Here is a 12,604-nt window from a genome sequence, read left to right on the forward strand (position 1 = left end):
CACCGGTGGCAGGCCGTGCGGCGGCTGGCAGGATTCCCAGCGTCATGATCGCCGGCTTGAGGAGAACGACCGAGATGCACCCCGCCGATCCGGGCATTCTGGGCAGAGCTGCCGAGCTGTCCCGCATCGAGGGCCTGCTCGGGGCGGTGGACGGCACCGGCCCGCAGGTGCTGGTGCTGACCGGAGAGGCGGGAGCGGGCAAGAGCACCCTCGTCGGCTGGACGGCCGAGCAGGGCCTGGCCCGCGGCCTGCGGACCCTCCGTGTGCGCGGAAGCGAGGCTGAAGCCGGGCTGGGGCTCTCGGGTATCCACCAGCTCCTGCACCCGCTGCTTCCCGGTGACGCGCTGCCCGTCAACCAGCGGAAGGCCCTCGACCGCGCCTTCGGGATGGCGGCGGCGCAGGACGACATGACCCTCGACCAGCTGTCCTTGTGCATGAGCGTGCTCACCCTCATCAGCGACGCCGCCTCACGCCAGCCGCTGCTCCTGCTGGTGGACGATGCTCAATGGCTCGACCTCGGCTCGGTGGACGTGCTGGGCTTCCTCGCCCGGCGTCTGGAGGGCAAGCCGACTGTGATGCTGCTCGCCGCGCGTGAGGAGGCCGTGCCGGCTCGCTTCGACCGGGACTTCCCGCATGTCGCTGTCGGCCCGCTGGACCGGGCAGAGGCAGGGGTGCTCCTGGACGCCCAGCCGAACCCACCCCGTGGCAGGGCCCGTACCCAGATCCTCCAGCAGGCTGCCGGCAACCCGCTGGCCCTGATCGAGCTGTCCCGAGCCATCGCCCGAGGCCGGACCGGCACGAGTCAGGACGGCGGTGCCGCCCTTCCGCTCACCACGCGCCTGGAGAACCTCTTCGCCGCCGACCTCCCCGGCCTGCCCGCGCCCACGCGCGAGGTGCTGCTCCTGGTCGCCGCCGCGGGAACGGGGCAACTGGCCGACCTCCTACGGGCCGCCCCGTCGTTGGACGCCGTCCAGGCGCTGGCGCCCGCGGAGGGCGTCGGCCTGGTGCGGGTCGAGGACGGCCAGGTGCTGTTTCGCCATCCGCTGGTCCGCTCGGCGGTCTACCAAGCGGCTTCCTTCTCTGATCGTCGGCAGGCACACCTCGCCCTGGCTTCCGCCCTCACCGGGGAGCCGGACCGCCGCGCCTGGCACCTGGCCGCTGCGGCGACAAGACAGGACGCCGAGGTCGCCGACGCCTTGGCAGAGAGCGCCGACCGCGCCCATGCCCGAGGCGGGTACGCGGCTGCCGCGGCGGCGCTGGAGCGCGCCGCGGAATTGCCCCCGGCATCGGAGCTGCGCGCCCGGCGCCTGCTGTCGGCCGCACGGGCGGCCATGTTCGCCGGCCACCCGCAGTGGGTCGGCGAGATCAGCGGGCGCGTCGGCGACCTGACCGAGGATCCACGGCTGCGCGCCGAAGCCTCTCTCCTGGCCGGGTGGGCCCTGGGGGTCACGCTCCGCCACGAGGAGGCGCTGGCGCTGCTGCTCGGCGTGGCCGAAGCCACCGCCGCCTCGGCTCCGGACCTGGCGCTCAGCACCCTGGCTACCGCCGCGACGTCCGTCTACAACTCCGGAGCGCCGTTCTACCGCGCGCAACTGCGGCGGATCAACGCTCTGATCGGCGAAGCCCACGATCCCGCCGCCTTCGCCTGGTCCCAGGCGGTCATCGATCCGCATCACCAACGGACGAGGCTGGTGGGGCTCCTGGAGAAGGGGCTGGCCGCCATGTCGCAGGAGTCGCTGGGGAACATGACGGCGCTCGGCGGCACGACCTGGATCCTGGACGAGACCGGGCAGGCCATTCGCATTCTCGAGCAGACCATGGATGTCATACGGCGCGCCGGCGGCGCGGGCGCGAACGCAACCGTCACTCAGGCGCTCGCCCTCGCCTTGTTCGAGAGCGGTTCATGGACGGCGGCCCAGTCCGCGGCGGAGGAGGCATTCTGGATGGCCACGGAAGCGGGAGCCGACAACGTCACCGTGGGCTCCCGCATCCTCCAGGCCACGCTGCGCGCTCTGCAGGGCGACCATGCGGCCGCGCGGACGCGGGCATTGGAAGCCGTGCGGGGCGTAGACCTGCGCAAATCCCTGAGCCTTCAGGTCCGGCACCGTCACGCCGTGGGCATGGCCGCGTTCGTCGCCGGAGAGCACGCCGATGCTTACGAGCAGCTGCGCGCGACCTTCACCCGCGACTTCCGCCCCGCGCCCGTCCACTACCACGCCTCGGTCTACTACCTGGGCGACCTGGCCGCCGCGGCAGTCCGCGCCGGGCGGCCGGACGACGCGCGCACGGTGGTCGACGCCGTCGGGCACAGCCTGGGACCCGACAGGTCCCCCCGGCTGGCCGCCGTCCTCCACCGGGCTGCGGCCCTGCTGAGCGATACCCAGGACGCCGAGGACCACTTCCACGCCGCCCTCGCGGTCTCCGCCGTCGACTGCTGGCCTTTCGAGAAGGCACTCACGCAACTCGACTTCGGTGAGTGGCTGCGCCGACGGCGCCGCAGCACCGAGGCGCGCCCGCACCTCAGCGCGGCGCTGGAGTGCTTCCAGCGGCTCGATGCCCGGCCCTGGATCGATCGCACAGCCGCGGAACTGCGGGCGGCAGGAGCCCCGGCGGCAGCGGCGAGGCCCGCCAGCGAGCTCACCGCGCAGGAACAGCAGATCGCCGAACTGGCCGCTCAGGGCCTGACCAACCGCGACATCGCGGCTCGGCTCTACCTATCGCCCCGGACCGTCGGCTACCACCTGCACAAGATCTTCCCCAAGCTCGGCATCCGCGCCAGGGCCCAACTCCGCGACGCCCTCTCGCACGATCCGCCGCAGTGACAGGGTGCCGGCCAACGCAGGTACGTGGAGTGTGTCCGCGCGGCCGTCGGCTGATCGGCCCCGCCGCTTGGTCACCCGGAGTTTGACGATGCGCCGCTCGAGGCGCTGCGCGGTTCGTGAGGGGGCGTGGTGTGCCGGCGCCCACAAGAATGACACGAGCGCCTCCACCGTGCCGACCTCCTCGTTGGTAGGAGGGCTACAACCGCGCCGCTCGACGAGAGCCCGGACTGCCGTCGGTCTTTCGGGGTTCGGCCACTTCACGGCTCGCCGGAGCTCGGGGATCACACGCTATGACGACGCATTCCCACGCGGGCCCCGAACCGCACCGGTCGCGATCGTAACGGCGACCAACAGCACGCAGACAGCCGCGATCGCCGCGACCAAGGCGGCCACACCGATCCATGGTGTCGCGAGTGGCAGCGACAAGATGGCGGTGACGCAGGCCATGACCGCGACGGGATGGGTGATCGGCTCTGCGACGACAAGCGCGTTCACCGCCCAGAGCAGGGTGAGGAACACACCGACCGGGATGGCGACCGCGTAGCCGAGTGCCAACGATGGTGCATGAACCTCGTGCCCACTCTGCTCCACACCCACTTCAAGCCCGGCGCCCAAGGCCGCCAAGGCCGCGAAGATGCCGTAGTGGCCGTATCCCCACAGGTACGACCGATGACGGCGGTCACTGAGACCTTCCCCGGCCTCCACAAGGAAGTAGAGCCACCAAAGAGCGAACAGCAGGACGAGGCCGGAGACGGAGATGACGACGAAGGGGCCGCTGATCTGGCCCGTTTCGAGCGCTCCTGCAACTCCCCTGCTCGCGGCCAGGACACTCTCACCGAGCAGAATGATCGTGAACAGACCGTAGCGCTCGGCGATGTGGTGCGGGTGCCAGTTCGTGCGCCTGAGCCGTTCCGCCCACCGTGGCACCGCCAGTTCCAAGACGACCAGGCAGATGAAGGACGGCAGCCCGAAGGACGTGTGCAGGACACCCGTCTCCTGCAGGACGAGGCGAAGTAGCCATCCCACCTGCACGAGGCTGATGCCGGCGGCGTAACGCAGCGCGGTGCGGCGGCTCACCGGATCTTCCAGACCGGCTCGCAGCCATTGGGCCACCAACGCCATCCTCATGATGAGGTAGCCCAGCGTGACGACACCGTAGTCGGAGTGACGGGCCGCCGCAGGCACACCGGAGGCCAGGACCAGCACGCCGGCCATCTGCACCATGGTCAGCAGCCGGTAGGCGACATCGTCGGTGTCGTAGGACGAGGCGAACCACGTGAAGTTCATCCACGCCCACCAGATCGCGAAGAACACCTGGAGGAAGGGGACCAATCCGGTGAGGCCATGACCGCCGGCGATGGCGTGCGCGAACTGGGCGGTGGCGCTGGCGACCGCGACCACGAAGGTGAGGTCGAACAGGAGCTCGAGCTGGCTGGAGACACGGTGCGGCTCGTCGGTGGGGCGAGCGCTCATCCGGACTCGGATCCGGATCGTGGTGCCGGTTAGTGGCAAGGTTTCGCTCCTGTCGCTCCGGGAGTCCGGTCCGCCTGAAAGACAGGACAGCAATCTATGACAGTGCGGTGCCAAGACCGCTTGTCACCAGACTGCACTGCCGTATTCGTGGTGGTCGGCGGACCGGCCCCTCGGGTCTGCACGCCGCTGCCGGGGCTTCACCTCGACGCCGCGCCCGCTGGACGGGGTCCCGCCGTTCGTGTGGCGCGACCCAAAGCGAGAACTCCACCGCCATCGACCTGTGCTACGAGGATCACGGAACCGGGCAGCCGGTCGTCCTCACCCACGGGTTCCCGCTCGACGGACACTCCTGGGAACGGCAGACTGCCGCGCTGCTCGATGCGGGCTACCGCGACGAGGTGGTCCGCGACAGCTGGAACGTCGCGACGGGCGGCGGCTTCTTCGCCGCCAGTGCACCGCGATCGGCACGCTGGTCGAGCACACCACCCGGTACACGATGCTGCTGTGTTGGAGCTGGCCGGGCTGCCTGCAGCGCTGATCATCACCTCCGAGGCCGACGTGCTGCGCGACGAGGGCGAGGCGTACGCCAACAGGCTGCGCGCCGCGGGAGTGCCGGTGACCGCCGTGCGTTACCTGAGCATCATCCACGACTTCGTCAAGCTCAACGCACTGCGCGAGACGTAGGGCGCCGACTCGGCGATCGAGCTGGCCATCGGCACGCTACGCCGGGCCCTGGCCACGAGCTGAGACAGGGCCCGCGGACCCATCCATCACGACTCGGCCCGCGTGGGGCGACGTCCGCCTCACGCGAGCCAGGGAGACCTCGCTATGAACACTCCTGACCCCCAGCCCGCCGGCGAGCAGGCCTCACCCGGCGGCCGCTACCACGAACCGGACCTGCGTCGCATGACGCGCATCAACCTGCGGCCGATCGCCTCTCCGATGCCGTTGGGCTTCTACTCGGTGGCCATCGCGTCGGTGATGATCGCCAGCCTTCAGCTGGGCCTGTTCCCGCCCGGTGCCCACCGCGCGATCGCCATGACCATCCTGCCGGCGTTCGTGCTGCAGCTCGTGGTGGCGGTCTTCGCCTTCGGTGCCCGCGATGTGATCGCGGCCACCCTGATGGCCTGCTTCTCCGGCATGTGGCTGGCCAGTTCTCTGGTGCTCGCCCTCGATTCTCCGTCCGGCACTTCCGTGCTCGGCGTACTGAACCTGGTCTTCACCCTGTTCGCCGCCCTGATGGCGAGCCTGGCCAAACCCAAGCGGGCTCTGTGGCTGGTGCTGTGCACGGCCGTGCCTCGCTTCGCCGTCAGCGCGGCCGCCAACCTGACCGGGACACCGTGGGTGGCCACGGTCTCCGGCGTACTTGGCCTGCTGCTGGCCGCCGTGGCGCTGTACGCCGCCTTCGCTCTGATGCTGGAAGACATGCGCGGCCAGGAAGTGCTGCCGATCGGCCGTTCCGGCCCCGCGCACCATGCCGTCGAGGGCGACCTGACGGTCCAACTGCGCAACCTCGAACGCCAGGCAGGCGTGCGGCGCACCCTATGACGCACCCGGCTGCGCCCGGATTTCGTGACTTGTGAAAGAGAGAGCCATGACCACGATGCCGGTCGGCGAATGGTGGACGCTCGGGGGCGGCGGCTCGTGCCAGAGCTGAACGACTCTCACCGGTACTACATTCGGAGATCTTGAGGTAGGGGGTCGCCTCGCCGGCGGTAGTGGCTGATCAGCGCGCGTGTTTGGTGGATCTGGCGGAAGGCGGACCAGGCCAGGACGTGGTCGATGGCCGCGGCTGCGGCTGCGGGCAGGAGCAGACGGGCCAGGACGCGGCGGATCTCAGCGAGGGAAGGCCGGATCAGCCGGGACGAAATCAGCTGGTCTTCTCCCGGGGCGGATGGTCTTTTCCCCAGTCGTTCGGTTGGTCGATGGCGCAGGCAGCGGTGGCGTCGGCGGCGGTGTCGTCAGGTAGACGGGCGCGGGTCACGGCCAAGAAGGCCGGCGCGAGCATGGCGGTGGTGACGTGCCGGTGCCAGGGCGTCCACTTGCGGACCTGGTACTGGGTCAGGCCGAGCAGGTCCTTTCCCTGTTCGTTGTTCTCCTCGATCTTCCAGCGCATCCCCGCGGCGTTGATCAGTTCGGTGACGGCGGTGCCGGTCGGGGCGTGGGCCAAGAAGAATTCCATCTCGCCCGGATCGCTGATACTGCGGCGGATCAGCACGGTATGGGCCAAGCCCGGGGCCGGGAGCTGGTCTTTGACGCTCACCGCCACAGCCGCCCAGTCATAGAAGCGTCTGCCCTTGGTGCCGTCTGCGCAGGAGCGGCGCTCCCACAGTGCGGGCGTGCCGCAGGCCAGCAGCCGGTCCAGCACGTGTCCGAGCGGCTCGCCCCCGCCCCGCACGGCGATCAGCGGCAGATCGACCGGGACGGCCATCACGTAGGCGATCTCTTGTTCGTGGCAGAAGGCGCGCAAGCCCGGGTCGCGGCCGTAACCGGAGTCGGCGGCGAAGTAGCGGAACGGGGTGCCGGCGGCCAGTTCCTCGGTGAGCATGTCGATCACCTGGTGCGGCTTGGTGCGGAAGCCGACCTGTTCGGGCACGCCCGCCTCCTTGCGCCGGCCGGCCTCATCGGCCCATCTCTCGGGCAGGTACAGGCGCCGGTTGATGAACGCGTGCCCCACCGCGGAGGCGTAGGTCAGCATCGGCATGACCTGGCAGTTCTCCACCTGACCACTCGCGCCGCAATACTGTGGCGCCACGCCGACGGACTTGTCGCCTTTCTTGATCGCTTGGGTGTCGTCGGCGATCAGCACTCCGTCGGGGCGGCCCAGATGCTCCACCACGTAGGTGCGAACCTCATCGCGCAGGGTGTCGGCGTCCCACTTGGCGCCGTTCAGCAGCCATTCCAGCCGGTAAGCCTTTCGATGACCGACGTGATCGGCCAGCTGCCAGGAGTTCTTGCGCGGCACGTCGGCCAGCAGGGCCCGCACCAGGTCGGCGAAGGACTGCCGGGGTTCTGGCCGGGTGAACAGCGGCCCGGCGATCCGCTCGGTCAACGCCGACAGCTCCGCATCCCAGGACACGACAAGATCGTAGGTGAATGAACAGGTCACGCACAGATAATGGACGAACTACACCCCGTCACGAGGCTCATCCTCAAGATCTCTGAATGTAGTACCGGTAGTAACGGCGCAGGAAACAACGGATATGCAGGTCAGCGGTCCGTTTTTCAGGCTGTGCTCGAAGCCCTTTACGGGGGCTTCGACCTGCATATCCGTCGAAAATTTCCCCAGTACTACCGGGACCCCCTGCCGGGCCCGGGAAATCCTCGACCGGGTTGGAGACAAGTGGTCGCTGCCCGTGATATCCCTGCTCGGCACGGAGACCAAACGATTCACCGAGCTACGGCGTGACATCGGCGGCATAAGCCATCGCATGCTGACCGTCACCCTGCGAGAATTGGAGCGCGACGGAATTATCACGCGCACCATCTATGCGGTCATGCCGCCACGCGTGGAGTACACGCTCACCCCGATGGGACACGCCTTGCTCGACGCGGTCGGCAATCTCGTCACCTGGGCCGAGGTCCACCTTGAGGAGATCGACGCGGCCCGCACCGTCTATGACGCGCAAGCCGAGCGGGCGAGCGCTCTCACGCGCCCGGCGACTCGCGGAAGTCAATGAGGTACGGCGGAGGCGGTGGCTCGTTCTCCGTGCCGGGCGCCGGGCTGCGCTCCAGGAGCTGCGTACCGACTACATGACCGGCGAATACCGCGTGCAACTTGACCCGGCCCCCCGACTTGTTGCGAAATCCGTGCGCGACGCCGGGCGGCACCAAAATGACGGCGCCCGGGCCCACCGGTTGCCATTCTCCGTCATAGTAGGCTTCCACTTCACCCTCGTCGATGATCAGCACTTCCTCGTTGGTGTGCACGTGGATCGGGATGACTTCCCCCGAGGCCAAGTGCTCGAAATTCAGCACCAATCCCTTCACGTAAGCGCCGTCCGGGCGGACCGGATCGAGCACCAGTGAATATCGGGAGCCCGGCTTGTAGTTATGCGGGTCCGCAGGAAAGGGGACATAGTCCAATTGACTGATGATGGTCATGGCACCAGCATGCACCTCTCCACGCCACCTGCCCATATCGCACTTTTTCCTTACCTGGTAATCGTGAGGTAACCATCGCTCACAGACTCAGACCTCTTCTCCGTCCCAGCGAACTTGGGGCGTACCCGCAGAACTATCCGAGGGCGGCGGCGAGGCGGCGCCACTGCTGCCGTGGAAAGGCGTTCGGGTCCGCGGTGAGCACCTGAATGCGGATGTGATCGGCGCCAGCGGCGCGGTGCTCGTCCAGCCTGCGTCTGATCGCCGCTTCGTCTCCCCATGCGATCACGGCGTCGAACAGACGATCGCTCACCAACGCCAGGTCCTCGGGCGAGAAGCCGAGACGCAACAGGTTGTTGGCGTAGTTGGGCAGGGCGAGATACCGCCGCAGCCAGTCGGTGCCGATCTCACGCGCCGCGTCCGCCCCCGCACACAAGATCACCGTCTGCTCCGGAGGCACGAGGGGCTCCTCCCCCAGGGCCTCACGTGCACGCCAGGTGTGCTCCGGGGTGACAGGGTAGGGATGGACTCCGCACGCCCGCTTCGCCGCAAGATCCAGCATCTTCGGGCCGAGCGCGGCCAACACCCGGCGCTCAGCGGGCACCGGCGGGTCCGCTTGGTCAAGGCCGTCAAGGAGGCCTCCGAGACTGGCAAGAGTCGGTGATCGAGTAGTCGGTGTTCTGCTCGTCGAAGTGGCGATTGTTACTTACTGTGGTCGCCGGGGGCGTACTTGCTCCAGGGAGATCCGGCTTCGGCGGCGGTGCCGGTCGTGGTGGTGTGGTGATAGCCGAGCATGACCGCGATCACCGGGGCGGGGGCTTGCAGGACGAGTTGTCGGAGTGTCGCGCTGCGGGCCGCGAGCGTGGGGATCCCTGCCTCGCGAAGGGCGTCGCGGACGCCGCCGACGCTGGCTGGCTGTCCGGCCCGCTGACCAGGAAACAACCAGGCACTGCTGGGATTTGTGCTGTTGATCTGCCTGGGGAGCTGCTTGAGGTAGCCCCGCAGGAGCGCGGCGAAAGGATCGGGGACGGTGACAGGCGGATCGCCGAGCCGGAGGAGCATCTCGGTGTCATTCTCGGTGAGGTCGTCGGTGGTGAGGCGGATCAGACGGCTGACAGGCTGGGCATAGAGCAGCACGATCAGGCCCGCGACGCGGACGAAGAGCGGCGCGCGGTCACCGGTTAGCAGGACGCGGATCAGCTCCAGCCTGCGATGCTGGGTGATCGGGGCCGGGTTGGTCACCTTCCCCGTAGGCAGCGTGAGCTTGGAGGTTCTCCCGGTCTCGGCGCACCAGCGCAGGAAATCCAGAGAGGGCCGACGGGTGGCGGTGCTCTCGGCGAACCAGGCGTCCACGTCGGCCTGGCCGAGCTTGCCGAGGGACCGGCCGCGACCATCGAGCCAGGTCAGCAGTGCAGCGGCCTGGGAGACCTGCTGCTTGGCGTGGTCATTGGCGCTGGGGACGAGACGGCGTTTAGCGGCCCGGCGCCGCATGCGGTTCAAAACGTGCCAGGTCGCGAAGTGGCCGACCAGCCGGGCATGCACCGGCTCGGCGAGGTTGTCGAGATAGCGTGGCAGCCAGCGTTCGAACAGCGCCAGCTGTTTGTCCAGCGGCGGTAGTACCCCGTGGTGCACCAGCAGATCTCGCAGGTGGTCGACGGTGCGTACCGGCTCCAGGGAGTTGAGAGCTTCATGGGTAAGGCCAATGCGTCCGGTGGCCAGCCCTTCGAGGAGGTCACGGACCTGCCCGGTCAGCCATTCCAGAACCGTTCCCGGTTCTGTCGCAGCGCACAGACCATCGAACAAGGGCTTCAGGGGTGGACTGACCTGGCCGTTGCCGTCATCCAGCACCAGACAGAGAGCATCTGCCAGGGTGCAGCGTTGACAGAGGCCTGCGGGCAAAGGCCCCTCCTCTTCTCCGCAGCGGGTGCAGAAGCGCCGGGCCATGCCCGCGCACTCCCGGCAGATCCCCTGGTTCTTGCTGTACTTGCTGCGGGCGCTCTTGGCAGCGTCCACACTGCCTGCGAGTAAGCGTCGTACTTGTTCGTGGGACAGGTCGCACTGCTCAGCGATCCGGCGTAAGCCCCAGCCCTGGGCCGAGGCGTCGGTCATTGCCTGGACGCGCGCACTATCGAGTGACGCGTTCAGCTCGTGTCGAAGTTCGGTGAGCAGTCGCAGGCGGGCAGCCGGGGATCGTCCGATGATCTCGTCGATGAAGTGGTCGACGGCTCCGCGAAGGACGGCGACCTGTGGATCACCGGCCACGCCGGGCTGCGTGTCTGTGGTCATTCGGGTCGGACGCGGGCGCGCTTGGGCCGAATGATCGCGGCCAGGTCGACGTCACCGCCGGCAGCCGAGGTGGCGGTGCGCCGCCTGGTGGTGTTCTCGGCCTTGGTGACGATCAGTTCGGCCGGGGTGCACTCGAAGATGTCACAGAGCGCGGCCAGCACGGGCATCGACAACCGTTCAGGGGTCTGGGTGACCAGACGCCAGACCTGGACCGACGACAGACGGATCCCGCGGTCGACAAGCAACGGCGCCAGGTCGGTGGCGTTGAACATGCCGTGGGTGGCCATCATCTCCCGCAGCCGCCACTGGTAGCTGACCTGCCGTTTCATCGCATGCTCCTCGCGGGCCGCAGGGCGGCATCGATCGTGGTGTCCAGCACCCGGCGCAGTGTCCGCGTGCGGAAGTCGGACGAGACGCAGGTGTAAATAGAGGTCGTGCTAGCGTGCTCGTGGCCCACTTGATCTTGAACAAAACGGGCGTCGAATCCATCTTCTATGAGGTGGGTGACGTAGGAGCGGCGAAATGAGTGGAAGTCCAGCCCGGCGTCCAGGCCGAGCGCGTCGCGGTAGGTGGCGAGCCGGGTGTTCATCTGGGAGAACCCGATTCGAGGGCCGCGCTCAGAAGGCCACAAGGCCCCGGCATCGGCGGTGGTGAACAGCGGCCGCACCTCGGTCTCCCATTGTTCGACGGTTTCGGCGATCCAGTCCCAGACGGTCAGCACGCTGCGGCGTTTGGGCGGCGAACCCTTCATAGCCTTGCCAAAGCGGACGTAGCAGACGCCGTACTCGCCGAACTCCGGCCCCGCCCGCGGACCTGGGTCACCTGCTCATCGGCGTGATCGAAGAGCGCTTGCAGTTCGTCCAGGGTGAAGGCCCGCTTGGACGGGTCGCCCTCGTACTCCTGGGCGTGCACCGCGGAGTTCCACTCGTGGACGACCTGAACCGGGTGGGTACCGAACCGGGTCTCGCACTGCTCGGCCCAGCCGTAGGCTGGGTCGGTGACGTACTGACAAAACGAGCGGACCGACCCGGAGTAGTTGCGCAGCGTCGACTGCTTCACCTTCCGCACCGCCCGAAGGTCACCGCACCACTCATCCACCGCCTGCGCGGTCCACTCCCACGGGAACGCGTCCGCGTGCCCGGCGAAGCCTCTCACCGTCGCCTCTCGACCCTCAATCGTCGAGAACGCCAAGTTGCGGGCCAGTTGCTGATTCCGCCACCCGTCCAGCATCGCCTCGAAGACCTGCTCCTCGGGACGCAACAGCGGTAACCCGCCCACCAGCTGCAACCGGGCAGTCCCCGGAGCCTCACCACGCATGTCTCAGTCACCCTCCGCCACTTACATCAGACGAAGAGATCTTTCATTAGATGTAATCGCTTGCGCAAGTCCCCAGGTAGGAAGGGGTAGAGACCGGCCATGCTGGCGCCTCGATAGAGTGCAGTCTTCTCGTACTGGCCGGCCCACGTCTCACGTCAACCAGCAGGGACCGGACCACCACCCCTCGTAATGCACACTGATCTGTATTTCATTTGTTGAAATAGCGGTCGCTCGTAGGACAGGAACGGTGAGTCCGGGTTACCGTCACATCCGTTGACACTGTGCGCGATGATGGTGCGGTGGTCTCCGCCGGCGTGTACGGCGGGAGGGCGTGTGACCAGCCGATCTATCTACGGGAGAGCAGTTCGATGGCGTTGCCGACGATGACTCCAGAGCGGCGGGCGAACGCTTTGGTGAAGTCGGGCAAGACGAGCGTGGCCGAGGTGTTCGGTCGTAGCGGCGAGGACATGGGGTCTGAGGAACATCGGAACCGGATCGTGCGCTAAGCCCTCTCAGAGCAGGTCAGCGCTGTACAGCTTCTCCCCGGACCCCTTTGAGAGCAGCTAGCCGCAGATACTCCATGATTATCTGCGATAGCGTCGATG

At 67.8% G+C, this 12,604-nt stretch carries 13 protein-coding genes; 5 read left to right on the forward strand and 8 right to left on the reverse strand.

Features of this window, described 5'->3' with window-relative positions:
- Positions 1-56 precede the first annotated feature (56 nt).
- A complete protein-coding gene (locus tag FHR32_RS06870) occupies positions 57-2,822 on the forward strand; it encodes a helix-turn-helix transcriptional regulator (RefSeq protein WP_221465291.1) in 2,766 nt (921 codons plus the stop codon).
- A gap of 288 nt (positions 2,823-3,110) precedes the next feature.
- Here FHR32_RS06870 and FHR32_RS06875 read toward each other — a convergent pair whose 3' ends face one another.
- On the reverse strand, positions 3,111-4,295 hold the full coding sequence (locus FHR32_RS06875) for a low temperature requirement protein A (RefSeq protein WP_184753524.1): 1,185 nt from the start codon (positions 4,293-4,295) through the stop codon (positions 3,111-3,113).
- A gap of 378 nt (positions 4,296-4,673) precedes the next feature.
- Between FHR32_RS06875 and FHR32_RS45795 the strand changes: the two genes are divergently transcribed.
- Positions 4,674-4,979: an alpha/beta hydrolase fold domain-containing protein gene (locus FHR32_RS45795; RefSeq protein ID WP_221465292.1), complete on the forward strand. Its 306-nt coding sequence runs from the start codon at positions 4,674-4,676 to the stop codon at positions 4,977-4,979.
- 144 nt (positions 4,980-5,123) lie between these two features.
- Entirely contained in the window at positions 5,124-5,843 is a 720-nt protein-coding gene (locus tag FHR32_RS06890; RefSeq protein WP_184753525.1) for a GPR1/FUN34/YaaH family transporter, read from the forward strand.
- Between the two features lie 322 nt (positions 5,844-6,165).
- Here FHR32_RS06890 and FHR32_RS06895 read toward each other — a convergent pair whose 3' ends face one another.
- Positions 6,166-7,404, reverse strand: a complete 1,239-nt coding sequence (locus tag FHR32_RS06895) for an IS701 family transposase (RefSeq protein WP_425584242.1) — start codon at positions 7,402-7,404, stop codon at positions 6,166-6,168.
- Between the two features lie 211 nt (positions 7,405-7,615).
- Between FHR32_RS06895 and FHR32_RS06900 the strand changes: the two genes are divergently transcribed.
- On the forward strand, positions 7,616-7,975 hold the full coding sequence (locus FHR32_RS06900) for a winged helix-turn-helix transcriptional regulator (protein ID WP_312882642.1): 360 nt from the start codon (positions 7,616-7,618) through the stop codon (positions 7,973-7,975).
- Here the strand turns inward: FHR32_RS06900 and FHR32_RS06905 are convergent.
- The 6 genes from FHR32_RS06905 to FHR32_RS42875 all read right to left on the reverse strand — a co-directional run bounded on the left by FHR32_RS06905 (position 7,944) and on the right by FHR32_RS42875 (position 11,999).
- Complete coding sequence (locus FHR32_RS06905) at positions 7,944-8,399, reverse strand: cupin domain-containing protein (RefSeq protein WP_184753527.1); 456 nt, start codon at positions 8,397-8,399, stop codon at positions 7,944-7,946. The genes FHR32_RS06900 and FHR32_RS06905 overlap by 32 nt on opposite strands.
- Before the next feature lie 133 nt (positions 8,400-8,532).
- Positions 8,533-9,096 (reverse strand): TIGR03620 family F420-dependent LLM class oxidoreductase, encoded by a 564-nt coding sequence (locus FHR32_RS06910; protein WP_184756396.1) that lies wholly within the window; start codon positions 9,094-9,096, stop codon positions 8,533-8,535.
- Between the two features lie 2 nt (positions 9,097-9,098).
- Positions 9,099-10,682, reverse strand: a complete 1,584-nt coding sequence (locus FHR32_RS06915; RefSeq protein WP_184753528.1) for a site-specific integrase — start codon at positions 10,680-10,682, stop codon at positions 9,099-9,101.
- Entirely contained in the window at positions 10,679-11,011 is a 333-nt protein-coding gene (locus tag FHR32_RS06920) for a helix-turn-helix domain-containing protein (protein ID WP_184753529.1), read from the reverse strand. Before FHR32_RS06920 ends, FHR32_RS06915 begins: the two co-directional genes overlap by 4 nt.
- Positions 11,008-11,433 (reverse strand): tyrosine-type recombinase/integrase, encoded by a 426-nt coding sequence (locus tag FHR32_RS42870; RefSeq protein WP_221465293.1) that lies wholly within the window; start codon positions 11,431-11,433, stop codon positions 11,008-11,010. Before FHR32_RS42870 ends, FHR32_RS06920 begins: the two co-directional genes overlap by 4 nt.
- Entirely contained in the window at positions 11,430-11,999 is a 570-nt protein-coding gene (locus FHR32_RS42875; protein WP_221465294.1) for a hypothetical protein, read from the reverse strand. The genes FHR32_RS42870 and FHR32_RS42875 overlap by 4 nt, the downstream gene beginning before the upstream one ends.
- A 281-nt stretch (positions 12,000-12,280) precedes the next feature.
- Here FHR32_RS42875 and FHR32_RS06930 point away from each other — a divergent pair, with 281 nt between their 5' ends.
- Positions 12,281-12,505: a hypothetical protein gene (locus FHR32_RS06930; RefSeq protein ID WP_184753530.1), complete on the forward strand. Its 225-nt coding sequence runs from the start codon at positions 12,281-12,283 to the stop codon at positions 12,503-12,505.
- Positions 12,506-12,604: the final 99 nt, after the last annotated feature.

Origin of the sequence: Streptosporangium album (assembly GCF_014203795.1) — a bacterium.
Lineage (GTDB): Bacteria > Actinomycetota > Actinomycetes > Streptosporangiales > Streptosporangiaceae > Streptosporangium > Streptosporangium album.

Excerpts from the sequence above, each read along its gene's own strand:
- FHR32_RS06875 (WP_184753524.1), bottom strand. The coding sequence starts at position 4,295 with ATGAGCGCTCGCCCCACCGACGAGCCGCACCGTGTCTCCAGCCAGCTC.
- FHR32_RS45795 (WP_221465292.1), top strand. The coding sequence starts at position 4,674 with ATGCGGGCTACCGCGACGAGGTGGTCCGCGACAGCTGGAACGTCGCGA.
- FHR32_RS06890 (WP_184753525.1), top strand. The coding sequence starts at position 5,124 with ATGAACACTCCTGACCCCCAGCCCGCCGGCGAGCAGGCCTCACCCGGC.
- FHR32_RS06905 (WP_184753527.1), bottom strand. The coding sequence starts at position 8,399 with ATGACCATCATCAGTCAATTGGACTATGTCCCCTTTCCTGCGGACCCG.
- FHR32_RS06915 (WP_184753528.1), bottom strand. The coding sequence starts at position 10,682 with ATGACCACAGACACGCAGCCCGGCGTGGCCGGTGATCCACAGGTCGCC.
- FHR32_RS06920 (WP_184753529.1), bottom strand. The coding sequence starts at position 11,011 with ATGAAACGGCAGGTCAGCTACCAGTGGCGGCTGCGGGAGATGATGGCC.
- FHR32_RS42870 (WP_221465293.1), bottom strand. The coding sequence starts at position 11,433 with ATGAAGGGTTCGCCGCCCAAACGCCGCAGCGTGCTGACCGTCTGGGAC.
- FHR32_RS42875 (WP_221465294.1), bottom strand. The coding sequence starts at position 11,999 with ATGCGTGGTGAGGCTCCGGGGACTGCCCGGTTGCAGCTGGTGGGCGGG.